This window comes from Pseudomonas sp. O230 (assembly GCF_045447035.1).
Classification (GTDB): Bacteria; Pseudomonadota; Gammaproteobacteria; order Pseudomonadales; family Pseudomonadaceae; genus Aquipseudomonas.
On record NZ_JBJGXN010000011.1, the window covers coordinates 158,690 to 180,310 of the forward strand.

Here is a 21,621-nt window from a genome sequence, read left to right on the forward strand (position 1 = left end):
TTGTTGCTCCCCTTGAAACCATGTGGGCCGACCATGCGGCCCGAAAGGTTTTACTCGGCGCCAGGCTCACCTGGCGCCTGATCCAATTAGCTGGCGACGATATTGACCAGTTTCCCGGGCACTACGATCACTTTACGAATAGTCAGGCCATCGACAAAGCGCAGCACGTTTTCGTTGGCCCGTGCGGCGGCTTCGACGTCTTCGCGGCTGGCGCTGGCGGGCATTTCGATGTGCCCACGCAGTTTACCGTTCACTTGAATCACCAGTTGCAGGCTGTCCTGTACCAGCGCGGTTTCGTCCACCACCGGCCAGCCGGCGTCGATCACCGGGTCTGCGTGGCCCAGTTGATTCCACAGCTCGTGGCTGATGTGCGGGGTGATCGGAGCCAGCAGCAACGTCACGGCTTCCAGGCTTTCATGAACCAGTGCGCGATCCTGTTCGGTGCCTTGCGCGGCTTTTTCCAGGACGTTCATCAGCGTCATCACCTGGGCGATGGCGGTGTTGAATTTGTGGTTCTGGCCGACGTCGTGGCTCGCCTGCTTGATAGCCAGGTGAATCGAACGGCGAATGGCTTTCTGCTCGTCGTTCAGGCCGGCGACGTCCAGTTTGCCCGGCAGGCCCTGAGTGATGTGCGCTTGAGCCAGGCGCCAGACGCGCTTGAGGAAGCGGTGCGAACCTTCGACTCCGGAGTCGGACCATTCCGCACTCATGTCGGGTGGCGAGGCGAACATCATGAACAGGCGGCAGGTGTCTGCGCCGAACTGGTCAATCATCGACTGAGGGTCGACGCCATTGTTCTTTGACTTGGCCATCTTCTCGGTGCCGCCGATTTCCACCGGCAGGCCGTCTGCGATCAGCTTGGCGCTGATAACCTTGGCCTTGCTGTCGCGTTCGAGTTCTACGTCCGCCGGGTTGAACCAGGTGTAAGCACCGTTGGCTTCGCGACGATAGTAAGTCTCGGCGATCACCATGCCTTGGGTCAGCAGGTTCTTGAACGGCTCGTTGGAGCTCACCAGGCCTTCGTCGCGCATCAGCTTGTGGAAGAAGCGCGCGTACAGCAGGTGCAGAATCGCGTGTTCGATACCGCCGATGTACTGATCCACCGGCAACCAATGGTCGGCCGCGGATTTTTCCACCAAACCGCCTTCATAGTGCGGCGAGGCGTAGCGGGCGTAGTACCACGAGGACTCGACGAAGGTGTCCATGGTGTCGGTTTCACGCTTGGCAGGCTGGCCGCATTTCGGGCAGCTGCACTCGTAAAACTCAGGCATGCGCGCCAGCGGCGAACCAGCGCCATCCGGTACCACGTCTTCCGGCAGCACGACGGGTAGTTGATCTTCCGGGACCGGCACATCACCGCAGGTGTCGCAGTGGATGATCGGGATCGGGCAGCCCCAGTAGCGCTGACGGCTGATGCCCCAGTCGCGCAGGCGGAACTGAGTGCGCGAGGCACCGAGTTCTTTCTTGATCAGCGCGACTTCGATGGCATCGAAAGCGCCGGCGAAGTCGAGGCCGTCGAACTCGCCGGAGTTGATCAGCATACCGTGTTCGCCGTAAGCGTCCTGCCACGGCGCCGGGTTGGTGTCGCCGGAGCTGGTACGCACCACCGATTTGATCGGCAGGTTGTATTTGTGGGCGAATTCGAAATCACGCTCGTCGTGCGCCGGGACCGCCATGACCGCGCCATCGCCGTAGTGCATCAGCACGTAGTTGGCGACCCACACCGGGAGTTTTTCACCGGTCAGCGGGTGCTCGACGAACAACGAGGTCGGCAGGCCTTTTTTCTCTTGAGTGGCGACATCGGCTTCAGCGACGCTGCCGCCCTTGCATTCAGCGATGAACGCTTGCAGCTCAGGGTTGTTCTGCGCGGCCAGCGTGGCCAAGGGGTGTTCAGCGGCTACGGCAACGTAAGTCGTGCCCATCAGGGTGTCCGGACGGGTGGTGAAAACTTTCAGCGCGCCGGCTTCGCCGATGGAATCGACGTTGTACGGGAACTGCACTTCCATCCCGCGGGACTTGCCGATCCAGTTGCGCTGCATGGTCTTGACCTGTTCAGGCCAGCCCGGCAGGTCGTCGAGGCTCGACAGCAGCTCATCCGCATAGGCGGTGATCTTGAAGTAGTACATCGGGATTTCGCGCTTTTCGATCAGCGCGCCGGAACGCCAGCCGCGACCGTCGATCACTTGCTCGTTGGCCAGAACGGTTTGGTCGACCGGGTCCCAGTTCACGGTGCCGCTTTTTTTGTAGATCACGCCTTTTTCGAACAGGCGAGTGAACAGCCATTGTTCCCAGCGGTAGTAATCCGGCTTGCAGGTGGTCACTTCACGCGACCAGTCCACCGCCAGGCCCAGGCTGCGCAGCTGGGTTTTCATGTAGGCGATGTTTTCGTAGGTCCACTTGGCGGGCGCTACGTTGTTCTTCATCGCGGCGTTTTCCGCCGGCATGCCGAAGGCGTCCCAACCCATGGGTTGCAGGACGTTCTTGCCTTGCATGCGCTGATAGCGGGAAATCACGTCGCCGATGGTGTAGTTGCGCACGTGCCCCATGTGTAGCTTGCCGCTGGGGTAAGGGAACATCGACAGGCAATAGAAAGTCTCCTTGCCTGGCTGTTCACTGACTTCAAAGGACTTTTGCTCGTCCCAGAACGACTGGGCGGCGGCTTCGATTTCACGGGGCTGATATTGTTCGTGCATGGCTACTTTTGAACTGAATAGGGGTGGCCTAATCCTCTTCAATGCAACGCTGGACGGTGATCACGCCAAACTTGGCGTTTCGGTGCCCAGACGAGCTGGAAGTGGAGTTACAGGAAGCGCCGTAGCATACATGACCGCGCTCTACCGAGGGAAACCCTGATTACGCGCGCGCGTTGCCCGATTTGCCCTGCGAGGGCCGTTGGTCGCGGCGTTCAGCCGGTTTGTTCATGGAAGCTAAGCTCTAAATGGGGAGCGAGTCTTATCTTCAATGAGGTGAGGGATGGTTGAGTCACAGCAAAAAGTTACAAAACCGGAGCTGTACGAAAGACTGATCGATCGTCTGGGAATCGCCCTGGATTCGGCAAAAACCGCTGACCGGCTGCGCGATGAGCGTCCCCTGGAGCTGGAATTGCGTGGCCTGAGCCCCGCAGAGTTTGCACTGGTCAAGGCGTATCTGGATCGCAGTGAACGTGAAACACACGGATGCTTGTCAGAAGCAGTGAAGCAACTCGACGCACCACGTTCGGCCAAGATCATCTGGCTCAAGGACAAGGCACCCGGCAGGGACGCGGTAAAGGTCCGGTCTCTGCAATTCAAGTAAGGGTACTTGAACCCATGACGTATGGTTTTTTTGAAGCATAGTCCTTCCGCATTAGTTGTCGCATTGCGTCAACCCACTTAGGCTTCGGGCATCTTCAGGAGATGCTCGATGCCTTTTCGTTACTTCGTTAAACAACTTCTGCTGCCGCCCGGCATTTTATTGTTGTTACTGGTGCTTGCCTGGTGGTTTCGCCGCTCTAGGCCGCGCCTTGCGGCCGTGTGCTTTGTATTGGGCGCGGGCGGTTTCTGGTTGATGAGTTTGCCGGTGGTGGTGCAGTGGAGCGCCGAAGCCCTTGAACGTATGCCACCGCTGGCTCGCGACGAATGGGCGGCCCTGGCGCAGCGCGCCGATGCAATCGTAGTGCTGGGGGCGGGGCGTGAACGTGGCGACCCGGCGTGGGGCGCCGATCAGCCGACCGGTGTCGCTCTGGAGCGAGAGCGTTATGCCGCTAGACTGGCCAAGGCATCAGGCTTGCCGATCCTGACCAGTGGCGGCCTGCATTACGGCGCGCCACCGACAGAAGCCCAATTGATGGCGGACTCGTTACTCGATGATTTCGGCGTCACCGTGCGTTGGCAGGAAGGGCGCAGTCGTACGACGTGGGAAAATGCGCAGTTAAGCGCCGAAGTGTTGCTGCCACAAGGGATCAAGCGCGTTGTAGTCGTGACTCAGGCCTGGCACATGCCACGTTCGGTCTGGAGCTTCCAGAAGGCAGGATTCGAGGTGGTGGCAGCGCCCGTAGGGTTTTTAGGCGTCGACAACGCTCGACCGCTGGGCGGTTGGATGCCGGAATTCAAGTCTATCTGGCAGAGCGGGCAGTTGCTGAATGAGGCGGTGGGGCAGGTGGGGTATTCGTTGTTTTACCGCTAATCAATGTGGCGAGGGAGCAAGCGCCCTCGCCACAAATGCTCGCTGCGATTAAACGGTCTTCGCCATCCGGCTCGCGACCAGCGCCCAGCCAAACAACAACACGCATAGGATGATCAGTGGCCACGAACGCCATTGCAGGTAAGGCGTCAGGTTATGCATCGGTACCACTTCGCCGTACAGGATGCCGCGTTCGAACTGCGGGATCTGCGTGGTGATCTGACCGAACGGGTTGATGAGCCCGGTCACGCCGTTGTTGGTGGCGCGAATCATCCAGCGACCGGCCTCAAGCGCGCGCATCTGCGCCATCTGCAAGTGTTGCAGCGGGCCGATGGAGGTGCCGAACCAGGTGTCGTTGCTGATGGTCAGCAACAGATCGCTGCGCGCGGCAAGGCTGGCGGCGAACTCCGGATAAACCACTTCGTAGCAGATGAACGGCGCAATCTGATAGCCCTTGGCTTGCAACATCGCCTGATCGGCGGGGCCGCGGGCAAAGTCTGACATTGGCAGGTCGAAGAAGGCGATCAGGCCGCGCAGCACGTCCTGCAATGGTACGTATTCGCCGAACGGGACCAGCTTCTGCTTGAGGTAAGTGCCGTCGCCTTCGCCTACGACGGTGATGCCGTTGAAGTAACGCTTTTCGTGGCGCACTTCCTGGCGGATGGGCACGCCGGTAATCAGTGCGGTTTTACGCTCTGCGGCGAAATTCCCCATCATGCTCAGGTAGCCCTCGGCGGACTCCTTGAGCACCGGGATCGCCGTTTCCGGCCAGATCAGCAGGTCGACACGCTTGGAGCTAAAGCTCATGTCGCGGTACAGAGCCAGCTGCGCATTCAGCTGCGCCGGATCCCACTTCATGCTTTGTTCGATATTGCCTTGGAGCGCCGCGACACTCAGCGCCGGGCCAGACGGGCTGGTCCAGGCATGGCCTTTAAGCGCGATGCCGGCGACCCAAGGGCCGACCAACAGCAGCGCACCCGCCACGATAAAGGCTTTGCGACCCGTCTTGATCAGGCGAGAAGCGTTGTAGATCAGCGCGGCGGTCAAGGCCAGGGTGAAGGACACCAGCCACATCCCGCCCACGGGTGCGAGCCCGGCCAACGGACCGTCGAGCTGGCTGTAACCGGAATAGAGCCACGGGAACCCGGTCAGGAACCAGCCACGAAACGCTTCCTGGCCGACCCATAACGCCGCAAACGCCAAGGCATCGGCCAGCGGCGCTTCGTTGCGACGCAGCCAGCGCGCCCAGATCCAGGCGGGCAGGGCGAAGAACCAGGCAATCGCCGCCGTGAAGATCAGCATCAGGAAACCGGCCAGTAGCACCGAAGCGCCGCCGAAGTGGTGGATGCTGTAGTAAATCCAACTGGTGCCGGCGCCAAACAGGCCAAAACCGAAACACCAGCCACGGCCCAGGGCCTGACGAGGATTCAGTTCGCGCAAACCGGCATAAAAGAACCCGACCGCCAGCAGTGCCAGCGGCCAGATGTCGAACGGCGCCAAGGCCAGGGTGGTGAGTGCACCGGCCGCCACGGCCAGCAGGTTACCGGGCCAGCCGGGGCGGTTTATCCAGCGCATTTCAATCCTTAGGTATTACCGGGCAATAGGCGTCAGGCGCAGCAAGTGAATCCGACGGCTGTCGGCGTTCAGGATGCGGAAGCGATAGGGGCCGATTTCAGTGATTTCGTTGCGTTTTGGCAAGTGCCCGAACGCGCTCATCACCAGACCGCCCACGGTGTCGAACTCGTCGTTGGAGAATTCGCTGTCGAAAAACTCGTTGAAGTTCTCGATCGGCGTCAGGGCCTTGACCAGGAAGTCGCCGCTGGGCAGCGGCTTGATGTAACTGTCTTCCTCGACGTCGTGCTCGTCTTCGATGTCGCCGACAATCTGTTCCAGCACGTCCTCGATGGTCACCAGACCCGCCACACCGCCGTACTCATCGATGACGATGGCCATGTGGTTGTGGTTGGCGCGGAACTCGCGCAGCAGCACATTCAGGCGCTTGGACTCGGGCACGAAGGTGGCCGGGCGCAGCAGGTCCTTGATATTGAAGCTGTCGCCGTTCTCTTTGAGGATCAACGGTAGCAAGTCCTTGGCCAACAACACGCCCATCACGTCATCGTGGCTTTCGCCGATGACCGGGTAACGGGAGTGGGCCGAGTCGACCACGGCGGGCAAAAACTCGCGGGGTGTCTGGGTCGCCTTGATGCTGATCATCTGCGAGCGCGGGACCATGATGTCCCGTACTTGCAGGTCCGCAACCTGGATGGCGCCTTCGACGATGGCCAGCGCTTCGCTGTCCAGCAACTTGTTCTGGTGTGCATCGCGCAGGAGCTCCAGCAGCTCCTGACGGTTCTTCGGCTCGTGGGCAAAAGCCTGGGTGAGCTTACCCAGCCATGACTTTTGCCCGTTGCTCGATCGATCTTCGCTCATAGCGATTACTCTGAATCCTTTGTTGTAACGATAGGTGATGGTTCAATTTCGTCGTCCGCGTACGGATCGGGATAGCCCAACTCAGCAAGCAACGTTCGTTCCAGCGCTTCCATTTCTTCGGCTTCGTCATCATCTATATGGTCGTAACCCAACAGATGCAAGCAGCCGTGAATGACCAGATGTGCCCAGTGGGCCTTGGGTTCCTTGCCTTGTTCGGCGGCTTCGCGCTCGACCACTGCCACGCAGATCACCAGATCGCCCAGCAGCGGGATGTCGAGAAACTCGTCAGGCACGTCGGCAGGAAACGACAGCACGTTGGTGGCGTAATCCTTTTGGCGCCAGGTGTGGTTCAGCTCGCGGCCCTCGGCTTCGTCGACCAGACGAATGGTCATCTCGGAGTCGGCGGTGCGCTGGCGCAATGCAAGTTCACACCATTGGCGGAACTCGGCCTCGCTGGGGGCAGACGCTTCGGTAGCCAGTTGCAGATCAAGCTCAAGCATCGCGGCGGCTATCCTTCGGCATATCGTCGGTCACACGATTTTCGAAGCGCTCGTAGGCTTCGACGATGCGCTGCACCAGCGGATGGCGCACAACGTCCTTGGACTCGAAATGGGTGAAGCTGATGCCCGGCACGTCTTTTAGCACTTCGATCACGTGGTGCAGTCCGGACTTGGTGCCTTTTGGCAGGTCGACCTGGGTAATGTCACCGGTGATGACCGCCGTGGAACCAAAGCCGATCCGGGTCAGGAACATCTTCATCTGCTCGACGGTAGTGTTCTGGCTTTCGTCGAGGATGATGAAGCTGTTGTTCAGCGTGCGACCGCGCATATAGGCCAGTGGCGCAACTTCGATCACCTGGCGTTCGATCAGCTTGGCCACGTATTCGAAGCCGAGCATCTCGTAGAGTGCGTCGTAGAGCGGGCGCAGGTACGGGTCGATTTTTTGCGACAGGTCGCCGGGCAGGAAGCCGAGTTTTTCGCCCGCTTCAACCGCCGGTCGGACCAGCAGGATGCGGCGGATCTGCTCGCGCTCCAGCGCATCTACCGCGCAGGCAACGGCCAGATAAGTCTTGCCGGTACCGGCTGGGCCGATGCCGAAGTTGATGTCGTTACCGAGGATTTCCTTCACGTAGCGCAGCTGATTCAAGCCGCGAGGGCGAATCATGCCTTTTTTGGTGCGCAGGGCCACGGAGGGTTCGGACGGCGAAACGTTGTCCAGCTCTTCGACGGCCGATTCCTGCAGGAACAGGTGAACCATGTCCGGCGACAGCTCGGTACCCTTGGTTTCCCGGTACAGACGGCGCAGGAGGTTTTCCGCGGAGGAGGTGTGTTTAGGGTCGCCGATCAATTCGAACTGGTTTCCGCGGTTGCGGATCTCGATGGTCAGGCGTTGCTCGATCAGACGCAGATGCTCGTCGAACATCCCGCACAGGTTGGCGAATCGACGGGCCTCAAAGGGCTCGAGGATAAAACGATGTGGTTCGATGGGTGCGTTCAAGGTCGTATTTAGCCGCCCTGGGGCAATTAAGATGAAATCAAGGATAACGCCAGAGGCCTGGGTGCGAAAGCTCTTAAATAATCAGGCGCCAAACACCGTCCCTGTGGGAGCGGGCTTGCTCGCGAAGGCGGCGCGTCAGTCAACATTGATGTATCTGACACGCCGCCTTCGCGAGCAAGCCCGCTCCCACAGGGGGAATGCGGTTATTACTGGATCAGCGAACCCCGCAGCGAGTGCGGCTGTGCGGCGTCGATGTGCACGTCGGCGAATTGGCCGATCAGGGTTGGATTGTCGCAGCGGAAGTTGACGATTCGGTTATTCTCGGTCCGGCCTTGCAGCTCGCCGGGGTCTTTTTTCGAGTAATCGGTCACCAGAATCCGCTGGACCGAGCCGACCATTTGTCGGCTGATTTCGAAACCTTGCTGGTTCAGACGATGTTGCAGGGCGTTCAGGCGTTCTTTTTTCAGCCCTTCTGGCGTTTCGTCGGCCAGATCAGCCGCCGGCGTGCCGGGGCGCTGGCTGTAGACGAACGAGTAGGAGAAGTCGAAGCCGACGTCTTCGATCAGCTTCATGGTTTGTTCAAAGTCTTTCTCTGTCTCGCCGGGGAAGCCGACGATAAAGTCCGAACTGATGCAAATCCCCGGTACCGCGGCGCGCAATTTGCGCAGTTTGGATTTGTATTCCAGCGCGGTGTGGTTGCGCTTCATTGCCGACAGAATGCGGTCCGAACCGGATTGCACCGGCAGGTGCAGGTGTTTCACCAGTTCCGGCACTTCGGCGTGGGCCTGGATCAGGCTGTCGGAGAATTCCAGCGGGTGCGAGGTGGTGTAGCGGATGCGGTCGATGCCATCGACGGCGGCGACCACGCGGATCAACTCGGCGAGGTCCGCCAGGCGGCCATCGTGAGTAGTGCCGCGATAACCGTTGACGTTCTGGCCCAGCAGCGTCACTTCGCGCACGCCGTTTTCGGCGAGGTGGATGATCTCGGCAATCACGTCATCGAACGGGCGGCTGACTTCTTCACCGCGGGTGTAGGGCACCACGCAGAACGTGCAGTACTTGCTGCAACCTTCCATCACCGACACATAAGCGCTCGGGCCATCGATGCGCGGCTCTGGCAGGTGGTCGAATTTTTCGATTTCCGGGAACGAGACGTCGACTTGCGGCAACTTGGTGGCGCGCGCGGCGTCGATCATTTCCGGCAGGCGATGCAAGGTCTGCGGGCCGAACACCACGTCCACGTACGGGGCGCGGTCACGGATGGCAGCGCCTTCCTGGCTGGCCACGCAACCGCCGACGGCGATCACCATGTCAGGGTTGGCCAGTTTCAGTTCGCGCCAGCGGCCGAGTTGGGAATACACCCGGTCCTGGGCGCGTTCGCGAATCGAACAGGTATTGAGCAGGATCACGTCGGCGTCTTCAGCGCGGGCGGTGACTTCCAGGGCCTGATGTTCACCCAGCAGATCAACCATGCGCGAGCTGTCGTACTCGTTCATCTGGCAACCGTGGGTTTCGATGTAAAGCTTCTTGGCCATGGATACTGTCATCACGTGATTCAAAGAACCGCGCATTATAGGGAACATGTCCCAAGGTTCCTACCGCTGTGCGTCCGGTGGCTATGCTATAGTTCGCGCCCTCATTTTTATCCCCCGATGTGTTGCTCGCCCACCATGACCAAACGTGAAGCTCCAATCTACAAGGTGATTTTCCTCAACCAGGGCCAGGTGTACGAAATGTACGCCAAGCAGATCTATCAAAGCGATCTGTGGGGCTTCCTGGAAGTGGAAGAGTTCGTCTTTGGCGAGCGCACGCAAGTGGTCGTCGACCCGAGCGAAGAGAAACTCAAGGCTCAGTTCGAAGGCGTGGTGCGCAGCTTTGTGCCGATGCATTCGATCGTGCGCATCGACGAAGTCGAGCGTCTTGGCACGCCGAAAATCAGCGAAGCTCGTGGCGCGGTCGGCAATGTCATGCCGTTTCCGATGCCGATGCCTGAGAAGTAAGGCTCAAGACCTAGTCGCTCCCATCGCTGGCAAGCCAGCTCTACAGGATCGCTGGCGTTCACAAATAATGTGCGCGCAGAAGATCTACTGTATGAGCTGGCTTGCCAGCGATGGGGTCAGTCAGAACAATGCAGAAATCAGGGAAGTGGCGAAAACGGCGTACGCCCATCGGCGCTCTGCAATTCCATCAGGTATTTACGGAAGATTTGCCCAAGCACCTGAGTCGCAACTTCCAGTTCTTCACGCGGCATCTTCTCGGCAACTTCATCCGCCGTATCCAGCGCTTCTTCCGCGCCATTGACCGCCGCCATTTTCAGCACGATATACGCCTGGACGTTATTGGCCGGTACGCCTTCGCCGTGGAAGAACATGGTGCCGAGTTTGAATTGCGCCTGGGCATGGCCTTGCAACGAGGCCTTTTCGAAGTAATCCAGGGCTTTTTTGAGATCGCGCGGGGTGTTTTTGCCGTCGTAGTAGAACTCACCCAACTCGTATTGCGCTTGCGCATCCCCGTCATCCGACGCTTTCTGGCAGGCGGCGAGCGCCTGTGCCAGGTCCTGCGGCTGGGTATTGAGGGTGCAGCGACCCATCGCTGGGATTAACAACGAGTTGCCGCCTGCTTGTGCGAGCGCGAGCAGGGGCTGAAGGAGCAACAGGCAGCCCAATGCAAGGGCGCGGCCGGTGCGGTTCATGGGAATCGACTTACCTCTGAAGGGCGCGCGGACCCAACGAGGGGATCCAATAAGCGCGCATTATGAAATAAGCAGGGCCAACCTTACAAAGTCTTTACTCGTTTTTCTGCTGCGCGGGGAATATATCGCCCACTTTGCGGGGGATTATCGGCAGGTGAGTAGGAAAAGAGGCGGGAATGTAGGTAAAAGCTGACGCTGGCAATCGCCAACGTCAGCGGCACAGGGTTACTTCAATGCTGCGAAGGCGCGCTCGGCGGCATCCAGTGTCAGTTTCAACTCGGCTTCGCCATGAGCGATCGAGGTGAAGCCGGCTTCGAATGCGCTTGGTGCCAGGTATACGCCACCTTCCAGCATCAGATGGAAGAAACGGCCGAACAGCTTAGCGTCGCTGGCCATCACGTCATCGAAGGTGACGATGTCGTCGGCACCGCTGAAGTACAAGCCGAACATGCCACCGGCTTGTGTGGTCACGAAGGGAATGCCGGCGGCATCCGCGCGCTGTTGCAGGCCATCGAGCAGGCGGCTGGTGTAGTCGCTCAGTTCGTCGTGGAAGCCGGGGCGGCTGATCAGGCGCAAGGTCGTCAGACCGGCCGCCATCGCCAGCGGATTACCGGACAAGGTGCCCGCCTGGTACACCGGGCCCAATGGCGCGATGTGCGACATGATTGCGCGTTTGCCGCCGAAGCAGCCAACCGGCATGCCGCCACCGATGATCTTGCCGAACGTGGTCAGGTCGGGCGTCACGCCGTAGTGCGCTTGAGCACCGCCGAGGGCGACGCGGAAACCGGTCATCACTTCGTCGAAAATCAGCACCACGCCGTGCTTGTCGCACAGGGTTCGCAGGCCTTCGAGGAAACCCGGCGCCGGCGGTACGCAGTTCATGTTGCCGGCCACCGGCTCGACGATGATGCAAGCCACGTCCTGGCCGACTTCGGCAAGCATGGTTTCTACGGCGTCGATGTCATTGAACGGCAAGGTCAGGGTGTGTTTGGCGAAGGCCGCCGGTACACCGGCCGAGCTCGGCACGCCTTGGGTCAAGGCGCCGGAACCGGCTTTGACCAGCAGGCTGTCGGAGTGACCGTGGTAGCAGCCTTCAAACTTGATGATGCTGTCGCGACCGGTGAAACCGCGGGCCAGGCGAATCGCGCTCATGGTCGCTTCGGTACCGGAGCTGACCATGCGCACCATTTCCATCGACGGCACGATCGAGCAGACCAGGTCGGCCATCTCGGTTTCCATCGCGGTCGGGGCGCCGTAGGACAGGCCGTGCACCAGCTGTTTACGCACCGCGTCCAGCACGTCCGGGTGGCTGTGGCCGAGGATCATCGGCCCCCAGGAACCGACGTAATCCACATAACGCTTGTCGTCTTCGTCGGTGACGTAGGCGCCTTCAGCGTGTTTGAAAAACAGTGGCGTGCCGCCAACGCTCTTGAACGCACGAACAGGCGAGTTCACGCCACCGGGAATGTGTTTCTGGGCATTGGCAAACAGCGTTTCGGAGCGAGACATGATCGGACTCTCAAATCAGATTTTTAGTAGTTCGTTGAATGCGCGGGCACGGCGCGTCACTTCAGTCGTGCTCTCGGCGCCAAACAGGCCGTGGACCACCGCCAGCAGATCGACCCCGTGGGCCACCAGCGGGGCGGCGTTTTCCAGGGTGATGCCGCCGATCGCGCAGATCGGCAGGTGCAATTTGCTGCGGGCCTGGTCGAGCAGTTCGAGGCTGCAGGTCGGTGCACCGGGTTTGGTGTTGGAGTTGAAGAAGCGGCCGAAGGCGACGTAACTGGCGCCTTCCTTGGCCGCTTGTTCGGCGAGTTCAAGTTGCGCGTGGCAGGTCGAGCCGATGATCGCCTGGCGGCCGAGCAGTGCCCGCACCGGCATCAGCGGGCCATCGGTTTGGCCCAGGTGCACGCCGACATTCAGGCGTGCGGCCAGTTCGGCATCGTCATTGATGATCAGCTGGGTCTTGTAGCGTTCGCACAGATCGCGCAGGGCCTCGGCCTCGCGCAGGCGGCGGGCCTCATCGCTGCTCTTGTCGCGGTATTGCAGCAGGGTGACGCCGCCTTCCAGCGCCGCCTCCACGTATGAAAGAAATTTACCGGCCAGTAACTGACTGTCGGTAATGGCGTACAGGCCACGTAGTTTCATCGGGTAAGCCTCATGGCGTTACGAACAGAAATCCAGCGGCAGGCGGCGCGGCACGAACTGACCTTTGCCCAGCTGCTCGGCATCGCGCAGGGTGCGCCACGTGTAGTTAAGCGCGGTCTGCACGGCGCTGACGAGGTTTTCACCCTGGGCCAGACGACCGGCGAGGGCACTCGCCAATGTGCAGCCGGAACCGTGGTAACTGCCGGGCAAGCGCTGGCAGGTATAGGTTTCGCGCAGGCCGTCGCGGCTGTACAGGCGATTGTGTATTTCGTGTTCATCGCCATGACCGCCGGTGATCAACAGGTGTTTGACGTACGGCAGGAGTTTTTCAGCGCACTCGTCGGCGGTGCCTTCTGGCAGTTCGGCGAGGATGCGGGCTTCAGGAAGGTTAGGGGTGGCGATGATGGCCAAAGGCAGCAGGCGTTCGCGCATGGCGTAGCCGACTTCATCCTTGCCCAGTCGTCCGCCACCGCCGGCGCGCAGCACCGGGTCGCAGACCATCGGCAAATGCGGGTGCGCCTGCAGCAGTTCGACGACGGTGTCGACCATTTCCAGGGAACCGAGCATGCCCAGTTTGACGGCCGCGACTTCGGAGTCGTTGAGTACGGCGTTGGCCTGCGCCAGTACCCACTCACGGTCGAGGACGCGGAAGTCCGTGACATTGACTGTGTCTTGCACGGTCAGGGCGGTGACGGCAGGAGCCGCATGACAACCCTGGGCAAGCAGGGCTTCGATATCTGCCTGCAAGCCGGCGCCACCACTTGGGTCGTGGCCGGAGAGACAGAGGACAACGGGGCGAGAGCTGTAGATATTCATGGTGCGCGAGCTTACCACCAAACATCGATTTTCGGGTGCAGTGCCCGCCAGGTCTGCCGATAGAGAGTCATGGGCTGGAAATGCAACGGCCGGGATCGTAAAAATCTGACCCGATAATCAATTTTTACTCAATATTTTCCGCTGTAATGCCCGTGCTAGAGCCTTTACAGGAAAATTTTCGATGGTGCTCAATGGCCATCAACGGCTATGCTAGAGTGGATCCAAACCAATAACAGGTAATGCCGGTTTTACGTCTACTCAAAAGGAATGAGGGGCTTCCTGAGATAACCGGACAGGCCACGCTGGGGCTTAAATGCGCTATTTGCTGATGTTGCTGTTTTGCTTGCCCCTTATGGCGAGCGCAGTCGAGTTCGATGAATTCACTCAAAGCCTGCCCTTGGGCCGAGCCCTGCAAGTGTTCGAAGATGCCGACGGTCAGGCGACCATCGATGAGGTCCGTGCGCAAGCTGCGGCCGGACGCTTCAAGCCCCACGATAAGGACACGCTCAACGCCGGATACTCGCGTTCGGTCTTCTGGTTGAAAATCGACCTGCATTACCGCCCGACCAACCCCTCGGCACAACGGACGTGGCTGCTGGAACTGGCCTATCCACCCCTCGATCACCTTGATCTGTATTTGCCCGATGCTGGCGGTGGCTATCAATTGGCCCGTCAGACCGGCGACGCCTTGCCGTTCAGCAGTCGCGAGATTCGCCAGAACAACTACCTGTTCGATCTGAATTTCGCCCCCGATCAAACGCAAACCGTGTACCTGCGCCTGCAAAGCGAAGGGTCGATCCAGGCGCCGGTCACTTTGTGGTCGAGCACTGCGTTTCTCGAAGAACAGCCGGTTCGGCTTTATGTGTTGGGCCTGATTTACGGCGTGTTGCTGGGGATGCTGGTCTACAACCTGTTCATCTATCTCAGCGTGCGCGACACCAGCTACCTCTATTACATCTTCTACATTGCCTCGTTTGGCCTGTATCAGCTGTCGGTGAATGGCGCAGCCGTGCAGTATTTTTGGCCGGACAATCCATGGTGGGCCAACGCCGCGACACCGTTCTTCATCGGTTGCGCAGGGCTGTTCGGCAGCCAGTTTGCCCGCAGCTTCCTGCAAACGGCGACTCTCAGCCGTTGGCTCGATCGCTTGTTGCTGGCGTTGATTGCGTTCGGGGCGGTGGTGGTCGGGTTGTCGTTGATGACCAGTTATGCCCTGGCCTTGCGCCTCGCGACGACGCTGGCCCTGACGTTTACCGTGGTGATTTTCGCTGCGGGGTTTTTCGCCTGGTGGCGCGGCTTGCGGGTGGCGCGGTATTTCATCATTGCCTGGTCGGCGTTTTTGCTCGGCGGCATCATCAACACATTGATGGTGTTGGGTTACCTGCCGAACGTGTTCCTGACCATGTATTCCAGCCAGATCGGCTCCGCCATCGAAGTAGCCCTGTTGTCCCTGGCTCTGGCCGACCGCATCAACGCCATGCGCGAACAACAGGCGCAGACCTTGTTCGATGCCAGTCAAAAGCTCGAAGTGCTCAACCAGCAACTGGCGCACAGCAACAAGCTCAAGGATGAATTCCTCGCCACGCTGACCCACGAATTGCGCACGCCCATGAACGGCGTGATCGGTTCGCTGGAGTTGATGCAAACCGTCGAGATGGATCCGGAGCTGGAGCAATACCAGAAAACGGCTGCCGGTTCGGCGCGAGACATGATGCGCATGGTCAACGGCATTCTTACCTTGACCGAATTGCAGGCCGGCAAGCTCAAGGCTTCGGCGTCCACCTTCAGTTTGCGCAGTGTGGTCGATACTTTGCGGGTGCAGTTCGAAGGCAGCGCGTCGGCCAAGTCGCTGGACTTCAAGGTCGACGTGACGCCGGGCCTGCCCGACCGCTTGGACGGCGACAGCGTCAAGTTGGCGCAATGCCTGGAATGCCTGTTGGATAACGCGATCAAGTTCACGCGAGTGGGTGGGGTGGCGCTACGGGTCACGGGTAAAAACGTGGCGCCCGGCAGACTGGCACTGTCTTTTGCGGTGATCGACACCGGCATCGGTTTCACCGATTTGGGCGAGGCGACGCTGTATCAGCGGTTCTTCCAGCTCGACGGCTCCATGACCCGTGAGTACGGCGGCCTCGGTGTCGGCCTGGCGATCTGTCGACAACTGGTCGATCTGCTCGGCGGGAACCTCACGCATCGCTCCGAGCCAGGTCGCGGCAGCCGTTTTCAGCTGGACGTCGAGTTTGAACTTCCCGTGGTAGAGCGCGTGACAACGCCATTGATGGCCCGTGAATTCCCGCGCCTGCGCCTGCCTCAGGACTGCACGGTGCTGCTGGTGGACGACAACAGCATCAATCAGTTGGTGATGCGCGGCATGTTGCTCAAGCTTGGGTTCCGCGTCCGCACCGCCGACAACGGCGTGGCTGCGCTGGACATCCTGCAACGTGAAATCTTTGACGCCGTACTCCTCGATGGTCAGTTACCGCCCCTCGACGGGATGTCTGTCTGCTGCCAGATCCGGGCCTTGCCGGGTTGCGCCGAATTGCCGGTGTTCATGATTGCCTTGAGTGCTGACCGGGAACGTTGCCCAACCGGTGCCATGATCGATTACCTGAGCAAACCGGTGAAATTCGAAGACTTGCAGGCTGCGCTGTATCGACGGGTACTTTGTCAAAAACAAGGCGAAAGCGCCGGCAGTTAGGCGGATATGCCACTTTGTTCGGCCTCGGGGCAGTGCTTAACTGAACCTCTTGGCTGACCAAAGGAGCCCCGTCATGAACCTGCATCAGTTCGCCGAAACCCACGAAGTCACCAATCAGCCGCCGTCGCTGGACGGTGTAAACCTGTATCGCATCGACCTGCCTTTGCAGGAATGGTCGCGGCGTTTCGGGGCCGGTTGGGCCGAGTCGCGGATCGACGCTTATGGGGCACTGGCTGGCGGGCCGCTGATGGAAGCAGGGTTCCTGGCCAACCAGAACAAGCCTGTGTTCAGTAGCCATGACCGCTACGGTCACCGCATTGATCTGGTGGAATTTCACCCGGCGTATCACGAGCTGATGCGCACGGCGATCGAACACGGGCTGACCTCGCTGCCCTGGGCGCATCCGCAGGACGGCGCTCATGTTGCCCGCGCCGCCATGACCTACCTGCACAGCCAGGCCGAAGCCGGCAGTGGTTGCCCGCTGACCATGACGTTCGCCAGCGTCCCGGCGATGCGCCTGCAAGCGGACCTGGCCAAGCAGTGGCTGCCGAAAATCCTCGCCACCGAATACGACCCGCGCAACGTCGGCATGGCCCACAAGGCCGGTGTCACCATCGGCATGGCGATGACTGAGAAACAGGGCGGCACCGATGTGCGGGCCAACACCACCAAGGCTTATCCAGTGGGCGCTGGCGGTCCCGGTCAGGCTTACGAACTGGTGGGCCACAAATGGTTTTGTTCCGCACCGATGTGTGATGCCTTCCTCACACTGGCCCAGACCGACAAGGGCTTGACCTGTTTCCTGTTGCCCCGCCATCGTCCGGACGACACGCGCAATCAGTTCTACATCCAGCGCCTGAAGAACAAACTCGGCAATTGCTCCAACGCCTCCAGCGAAGTCGAGTTCCGGGGGGCGCTGGCGTGGATGGTCGGTGAAGAAGGGCGGGGCGTTCCTACCATCATCGAAATGGTGGCCATGACCCGCTTCGATTGCATGGTCGGTTCCAGCTCGCTGATGCGCCAGGCGCTGACCCAGGCCAGTCATCACTGCGCTCACCGTAGGGTCGGCGGCAAGCGGCTCAGCGAACAACCGTTGATGCAGAACGTCCTCGCTGATTTGGCCTTGGAGAGCGAAGCCGCGTTGGCGTTGAGCCTGCGCATGGGCAAGGCACTGGATCATCTGGATAACGAACACGAAGCGAAATTCGCCCGCCTCGTGACCGCCGTGGGCAAGTACTGGATCTGCAAACGCGCGCCCGCGATGATCAACGAAGCCGCCGAATGCATGGGCGGCGCGGGTTATGTCGAAGACAGCATCCTGCCGCGCTTGTACCGTGAGGCACCGGTCAATTCGACGTGGGAAGGTTCCGGCAACGTGCAATGCCTGGATGTGTTGCGGGCGCTGTCGAAAGAGCCGGGTGTGCTCGATGTGCTGTTCAGCGAACTGGGCGATGGTCACGGCGACAAACGGTTGGCCGCGCACATCAGTCAACTGCAGGCAGCGTTCAAGGACACCAGCGACATTCAGTATCGTGCGCGGCAGCTCACCGAAGACATCGCGCTGGGGCTACAGGCCAGGCTGTTGCTGGAGGCGGGTAATTCGGCGGTCAGCGATGCCTTCATTGCCAGCCGCTTAGGCTCCGCCGGTCGTGTGTATGGCGCGTTGCCACGGGGGCTGGATGTGGAGGCCATTGTCGCCCGTTCGACTCCGCTTTTGTGACCAACACAAAAACCCTGTGGGAGCTGTGTTTCAGAATGGGTGTGCAACCAGCACGCCACTGTTCCCGTGAAGCGACGATGCAGGCAAGATGAAGGTCTGCAAGTCAGAACACAGGATGCTGATCGTGACCGAAGCTTTTATTGTCGTTCAAACCGCCGAGGAAGCCGTGGACCGGCTTGCTCACCTGCACAATCGTGCCACCACTGCGCTGAATCAGGCGCTCAAGCGTTATCTCAAGGATCGAGTTGAACCGGACGCCGAACAGCGTGCGATGTTTCGTTATCCTGAACTGCGTCTGACCTACCAATGCCAGGGCGAAGTCCCACAAACCACGCGTGCTTACGCCAAGGTGCAATTGCCGGGGACCTACAGCGTCACCGTCACCCATCCGGCGGCTTTCCGCAAATACCTGCTGGAGCAACTCGTGCCGTTGATGCACGACTTCACCGTGACCGTGGAAGTCGGCATCAGCCAGCAGAACATTCCATATCCGTATGTAGTCGAGCAGGGCGATGAGCTGGCCGGCTCCGGCGTGACTGCGGCCGTGCTGGCACGGGTGTTCCCGAGTACCGACCTGTCTGCCGCCACCGATGGTATCGCTGACGGTTTGTACGATTGGGGAAACACCGATCCGCTGCCGCTGGCCCTGTTTGACGCCGCACGGGTGGATTTCTCCCTGCGTCGCCTGGTGCATTACACCGGCAGCGACTGGCGCCATGTGCAGCCGTGGATTCTGTTGACCAACTACCACCGCTACGTTGACCAGTTCATCGTTCATGGCCTCGAGCAGTTGCGCAGCGACCCGCGTTTCGTGCGCATGGTGCTGCCGGGCAACGTGATCATCGAAAAGAGCATGGACCACGGCGAAGCGTCGGCGATTGCAGCCGGTGTGGTTTGGCACCGCTATCAAATGCCGGCCTATCACCTGATCGCCAGTGACGGTCACGGCGTGACCCTGGTGAACATCGGCGTCGGCCCGTCCAACGCCAAGAACATCACCGACCATTTGGCCGTGTTGCGACCGCATTGCTGGCTGATGATCGGTCACTGCGGCGGCTTGCGTCAGTCGCAGACCATTGGCGACTACGTGCTGGCTCACGCCTATATGCGCCGCGACGGGATTCTCGACCGGGTCGTGCCGCCGAACATTCCGATCCCGGCCCTGGCCGAAGTGCAGATGGCCTTGCAGCAAGCGGCGGCCAACATCACCGGCGAGAAGGGCGACGAGCTGAAGAAACGCCTGCGCACAGGCACCGTGCTCACTTACGACGACCGTAACTGGGAATTGCGCTGGGCGCAGGAACGTCCGCTGATCAACCTGTCCCGCGCCGTGGCGGTGGACATGGAAAGCGGCACCATCGCCGCCCAGGGTTATCGCTTGCGGGTGCCGTACGGCACGTTGCTGTGTGTTTCGGACAAACCGCTGCACAGCGAAATCAAGCTGCCAGGTTCGGCCAACGCCTTTTATGAGCGCGCGGTCAGCCAGCACCTGAAGATTGGTATCGAGGCGGTGGACCTGTTGCGCACCGAACTCAACTCGTTGCACTCGCGCAAACTGCGCAGCTTCGACGAGCCGCCGTTCCGCTAACAGTCATGGTCATTTGACGGTCAGGGCACTAGCATTAGCAGCCCTGACCGTTAGATGTTCTCTTCGCCATGTCCCGTCCCCAACGTCCCGATTCCCGCCGCCCTGGCGTGAAACCTGCGCCATCCTCTTCAGCCCCGCGCCGTGTCGCCAAAGCGCCGCCGGCCGAGCCGAAACTGATTTTGTTCAACAAACCGTTCGATGTGCTGACGCAATTCAGCGACGGCGAAGGACGGGCGACGCTCAAGGACTACATCGAGATCCCCGGGATTTACCCGGCAGGACGCTTGGACCGCGACAGCGAAGGTTTGCTGTTGCTGACCAACGACGGCCAGCTTCAAGCGCGGATTGCCGATCCCAAGCACAAACTGGCCAAGACGTATTGGGTACAAGTGGAGGGCGAACCGAGCGCTGAGCAGTTGCAGCGTTTGCGTGAGGGTGTCGAACTGAATGACGGCATGACCTTGCCCGCTGAAGCGCGGCAACTGGATGAGCCAGAATTGTGGCCGCGCAACCCGCCGGTACGCTTTCGCAAAAGCGTGCCCACTAGTTGGCTGGAGCTGGTGATTCGCGAGGGGCGTAACCGTCAGGTGCGGCGCATGACCGCAGCGGTCGGCCTGCCGACGTTGCGTCTGGTGCGGGTCAGGATCGGAGACTGGTCGATCGAAGGGCTCGATCAGGGCCAGTGGAAGGAAGTGCCGGCGCGCTTATAACGTGCCGGATTCAATCAGGCCGATGACCACGCTTTTGATCACGAATGCGGCCACGCCCAGACCGAGCACGAAGAACAGGATGAACGAGCCAAAGCGCCCGGCCTTGGATTTTTTCGCCAGGTCCCAGACGATAAAACCCATGAAAATGATCAGAATGCTGACCAGTCCGGTCATCATCCACTCTTCGAATACTGCAGGATCCATCGGACAACTCCAGTGCGGGCGGGGCTAAAAGGCGCTGGAGTATACGGCATGGCGGATGAGTGCAGCATTGACCTGCGGCAGTGTGTCGCAGCTATTCGTCGCCTGTGCCGGCCCCTTCGCGGGCAAGCCCGCTCCCACAAGGTTTTGTGTCAATCGCAATATCGTGATCGACACATAACCTGTGGGAGCGGGCTTGCCGGCGATGGCGGATTCAGCTGCGCAGATGAGTCAGCGGCAATTCGGTGCTGTTCAACACCTGATTCAACACAAAACTCGAGCGCACACTTGTCACCCCTTCAATCCGCGTCAGATGCCCCAGCAGCAATTTCTGATAGTGATCCATGTCCGGCACCACCACCTTGAGTTGATAGTCCGCATCCATCCCCGTCACCAGGCTGCATTCCAGTACTTGCGGCAAGGTGCGAATCGCCGCCTCAAAGTTTTCGAAACGCTCCGGTGTATGCCGGTCCATGCCGATCAGTACATAGGCGGTCAGGCTCAGGCCGAGCATCTTGCGGTCCAACAGCGCCACCTGGCGGGTAATGTAGCCGTCGTCCTCCAGTTGCTTGACCCGGCGCGAACACGGTGAAGGTGACAGGCCGATGCGTTCGGCCAGCTCCTGGTTGGAGATGCGCGCGTCGCGCTGCAATTCCGCCAAAATGCTCAGGTCGTATCGGTCGAGTTTGCTCATCAATCAGGCCTTTGTCATATCGATTGCGGCAGATTATCTATCCAGGGTTAAAAATTGCGCAAGTCATGTTTATTTGAGCAATCTTCGCAATCCTCTGTCGCCGCCGCAGGCCTATTCTTATCACCAGAATCACTGCTCGGACAAACAGTCCACAGCGACTCGCCCAATCAGGCCAGTCGCGGTCGCCACCCCCACCGGGGATGTGCCGACCCCCGAGCTGCACACTGTCCAGAAGACGGCGTGAGGTGAGCCGACGTCATAAGCGT

Annotated in this window: 19 protein-coding genes; 7 read left to right on the forward strand and 12 right to left on the reverse strand. The window is 60.1% G+C overall.

All coding sequences use genetic code 11. From position 1 onward, the window contains the following. Positions 1-86: 86 nt before the first annotated feature. The gene (gene leuS, locus ACI77H_RS24105; protein ID WP_407014155.1) at positions 87-2,693 is read right to left on the reverse strand and encodes a leucine--tRNA ligase; all 2,607 of its coding nucleotides are present in this window, start codon (positions 2,691-2,693) and stop codon (positions 87-89) included. Between the two features lie 280 nt (positions 2,694-2,973). On the opposite strand from leuS, the gene ACI77H_RS24110 reads away from it, so the two are divergent. Next, positions 2,974-3,294, forward strand: coding sequence for a hypothetical protein (locus ACI77H_RS24110; RefSeq protein WP_407014156.1), 321 nt, complete (start codon positions 2,974-2,976; stop codon positions 3,292-3,294). A gap of 108 nt (positions 3,295-3,402) precedes the next feature. After that, complete coding sequence (locus ACI77H_RS24115; RefSeq protein WP_407014157.1) at positions 3,403-4,164, forward strand: YdcF family protein; 762 nt, start codon at positions 3,403-3,405, stop codon at positions 4,162-4,164. 48 nt (positions 4,165-4,212) lie between these two features. On the opposite strand, the gene lnt is transcribed toward ACI77H_RS24115, so the two are convergent. The 5 genes from lnt to miaB form a co-directional block, all read right to left on the reverse strand. Next, entirely contained in the window at positions 4,213-5,736 is a 1,524-nt protein-coding gene (lnt, locus tag ACI77H_RS24120; protein ID WP_407014158.1) for an apolipoprotein N-acyltransferase, read from the reverse strand. 15 nt (positions 5,737-5,751) lie between these two features. After that, on the reverse strand, positions 5,752-6,591 hold the full coding sequence (locus ACI77H_RS24125; protein ID WP_017340984.1) for an HlyC/CorC family transporter: 840 nt from the start codon (positions 6,589-6,591) through the stop codon (positions 5,752-5,754). 5 nt (positions 6,592-6,596) lie between these two features. Further along, on the reverse strand, positions 6,597-7,091 hold the full coding sequence (ybeY, locus tag ACI77H_RS24130; protein WP_407014159.1) for an rRNA maturation RNase YbeY: 495 nt from the start codon (positions 7,089-7,091) through the stop codon (positions 6,597-6,599). Continuing rightward, positions 7,084-8,088, reverse strand: a complete 1,005-nt coding sequence (locus ACI77H_RS24135) for a PhoH family protein (RefSeq protein WP_407014160.1) — start codon at positions 8,086-8,088, stop codon at positions 7,084-7,086. Before ACI77H_RS24135 ends, ybeY begins: the two co-directional genes overlap by 8 nt. Positions 8,089-8,294: 206 nt before the next feature. After that, positions 8,295-9,623, reverse strand: a complete 1,329-nt coding sequence (gene miaB, locus ACI77H_RS24140) for a tRNA (N6-isopentenyl adenosine(37)-C2)-methylthiotransferase MiaB (RefSeq protein WP_407014161.1) — start codon at positions 9,621-9,623, stop codon at positions 8,295-8,297. A gap of 135 nt (positions 9,624-9,758) precedes the next feature. On the opposite strand from miaB, the gene ACI77H_RS24145 reads away from it, so the two are divergent. Then, positions 9,759-10,088: a DUF1820 family protein gene (locus ACI77H_RS24145; protein ID WP_007894425.1), complete on the forward strand. Its 330-nt coding sequence runs from the start codon at positions 9,759-9,761 to the stop codon at positions 10,086-10,088. A 137-nt stretch (positions 10,089-10,225) separates the two neighbouring features. Here the strand turns inward: ACI77H_RS24145 and ACI77H_RS24150 are convergent, their stop codons facing one another. The 4 genes from ACI77H_RS24150 to ACI77H_RS24165 form a co-directional block, all read right to left on the reverse strand. Next, entirely contained in the window at positions 10,226-10,780 is a 555-nt protein-coding gene (locus ACI77H_RS24150) for a tetratricopeptide repeat protein (RefSeq protein ID WP_084319725.1), read from the reverse strand. 225 nt (positions 10,781-11,005) lie between these two features. Then, positions 11,006-12,289, reverse strand: a complete 1,284-nt coding sequence (gene hemL, locus ACI77H_RS24155) for a glutamate-1-semialdehyde 2,1-aminomutase (protein WP_407014162.1) — start codon at positions 12,287-12,289, stop codon at positions 11,006-11,008. 15 nt (positions 12,290-12,304) lie between these two features. Further along, positions 12,305-12,928, reverse strand: coding sequence for a thiamine phosphate synthase (gene thiE / locus ACI77H_RS24160; protein WP_407014163.1), 624 nt, complete (start codon positions 12,926-12,928; stop codon positions 12,305-12,307). An 18-nt stretch (positions 12,929-12,946) separates the two neighbouring features. Continuing rightward, on the reverse strand, positions 12,947-13,744 hold the full coding sequence (locus ACI77H_RS24165; RefSeq protein WP_407014164.1) for a hydroxymethylpyrimidine/phosphomethylpyrimidine kinase: 798 nt from the start codon (positions 13,742-13,744) through the stop codon (positions 12,947-12,949). Positions 13,745-14,057: 313 nt separating this feature from the next. On the opposite strand from ACI77H_RS24165, the gene ACI77H_RS24170 reads away from it, so the two are divergent. From ACI77H_RS24170 to ACI77H_RS24185, 4 genes are all read left to right on the forward strand, one after another. Beyond that, complete coding sequence (locus ACI77H_RS24170) at positions 14,058-16,442, forward strand: 7TM diverse intracellular signaling domain-containing protein (RefSeq protein WP_407014165.1); 2,385 nt, start codon at positions 14,058-14,060, stop codon at positions 16,440-16,442. Positions 16,443-16,515: 73 nt separating this feature from the next. Then, the gene (locus tag ACI77H_RS24175; protein ID WP_407014166.1) at positions 16,516-18,162 is read left to right on the forward strand and encodes an acyl-CoA dehydrogenase family protein; all 1,647 of its coding nucleotides are present in this window, start codon (positions 16,516-16,518) and stop codon (positions 18,160-18,162) included. A gap of 88 nt (positions 18,163-18,250) precedes the next feature. After that, positions 18,251-19,750, forward strand: a complete 1,500-nt coding sequence (amn, locus tag ACI77H_RS24180) for an AMP nucleosidase (protein WP_407014167.1) — start codon at positions 18,251-18,253, stop codon at positions 19,748-19,750. A gap of 68 nt (positions 19,751-19,818) precedes the next feature. Beyond that, positions 19,819-20,460 carry a pseudouridine synthase gene (locus ACI77H_RS24185; protein ID WP_407014168.1) on the forward strand — a complete coding sequence of 214 codons (642 nt, stop codon included), beginning with the start codon at positions 19,819-19,821 and terminating at the stop codon, positions 20,458-20,460. Here ACI77H_RS24185 and ACI77H_RS24190 read toward each other — a convergent pair. Together ACI77H_RS24190 and ACI77H_RS24195 are read right to left on the reverse strand one after the other, a co-directional pair. Next, the gene (locus ACI77H_RS24190) at positions 20,455-20,664 is read right to left on the reverse strand and encodes a DUF2788 domain-containing protein (protein ID WP_007937369.1); all 210 of its coding nucleotides are present in this window, start codon (positions 20,662-20,664) and stop codon (positions 20,455-20,457) included. The genes ACI77H_RS24185 and ACI77H_RS24190 overlap by 6 nt on opposite strands. Before the next feature lie 211 nt (positions 20,665-20,875). Then, a complete protein-coding gene (locus ACI77H_RS24195; RefSeq protein ID WP_007894448.1) occupies positions 20,876-21,355 on the reverse strand; it encodes an Lrp/AsnC family transcriptional regulator in 480 nt (159 codons plus the stop codon). Positions 21,356-21,621 lie beyond the last annotated feature (266 nt).

Bases quoted from the DNA above. Each gene is read 5' to 3' on its own strand.
- lnt (WP_407014158.1), bottom strand. From the start codon at position 5,736: ATGCGCTGGATAAACCGCCCCGGCTGGCCCGGTAACCTGCTGGCCGTG.
- ACI77H_RS24110 (WP_407014156.1), top strand. From the start codon at position 2,974: ATGGTTGAGTCACAGCAAAAAGTTACAAAACCGGAGCTGTACGAAAGA.
- ACI77H_RS24170 (WP_407014165.1), top strand. From the start codon at position 14,058: ATGCGCTATTTGCTGATGTTGCTGTTTTGCTTGCCCCTTATGGCGAGC.
- amn (WP_407014167.1), top strand. From the start codon at position 18,251: ATGAAGGTCTGCAAGTCAGAACACAGGATGCTGATCGTGACCGAAGCT.
- hemL (WP_407014162.1), bottom strand. From the start codon at position 12,289: ATGTCTCGCTCCGAAACGCTGTTTGCCAATGCCCAGAAACACATTCCC.
- ACI77H_RS24185 (WP_407014168.1), top strand. From the start codon at position 19,819: ATGTCCCGTCCCCAACGTCCCGATTCCCGCCGCCCTGGCGTGAAACCT.
- leuS (WP_407014155.1), bottom strand. From the start codon at position 2,693: ATGCACGAACAATATCAGCCCCGTGAAATCGAAGCCGCCGCCCAGTCG.
- ACI77H_RS24145 (WP_007894425.1), top strand. From the start codon at position 9,759: ATGACCAAACGTGAAGCTCCAATCTACAAGGTGATTTTCCTCAACCAG.
- thiE (WP_407014163.1), bottom strand. From the start codon at position 12,928: ATGAAACTACGTGGCCTGTACGCCATTACCGACAGTCAGTTACTGGCC.
- ACI77H_RS24150 (WP_084319725.1), bottom strand. From the start codon at position 10,780: ATGAACCGCACCGGCCGCGCCCTTGCATTGGGCTGCCTGTTGCTCCTT.
- ACI77H_RS24165 (WP_407014164.1), bottom strand. From the start codon at position 13,744: ATGAATATCTACAGCTCTCGCCCCGTTGTCCTCTGTCTCTCCGGCCAC.
- ACI77H_RS24115 (WP_407014157.1), top strand. From the start codon at position 3,403: ATGCCTTTTCGTTACTTCGTTAAACAACTTCTGCTGCCGCCCGGCATT.
- ybeY (WP_407014159.1), bottom strand. From the start codon at position 7,091: ATGCTTGAGCTTGATCTGCAACTGGCTACCGAAGCGTCTGCCCCCAGC.
- ACI77H_RS24190 (WP_007937369.1), bottom strand. From the start codon at position 20,664: ATGGATCCTGCAGTATTCGAAGAGTGGATGATGACCGGACTGGTCAGC.
- ACI77H_RS24125 (WP_017340984.1), bottom strand. From the start codon at position 6,591: ATGAGCGAAGATCGATCGAGCAACGGGCAAAAGTCATGGCTGGGTAAG.
- ACI77H_RS24195 (WP_007894448.1), bottom strand. From the start codon at position 21,355: ATGAGCAAACTCGACCGATACGACCTGAGCATTTTGGCGGAATTGCAG.
- ACI77H_RS24175 (WP_407014166.1), top strand. From the start codon at position 16,516: ATGAACCTGCATCAGTTCGCCGAAACCCACGAAGTCACCAATCAGCCG.
- miaB (WP_407014161.1), bottom strand. From the start codon at position 9,623: ATGGCCAAGAAGCTTTACATCGAAACCCACGGTTGCCAGATGAACGAG.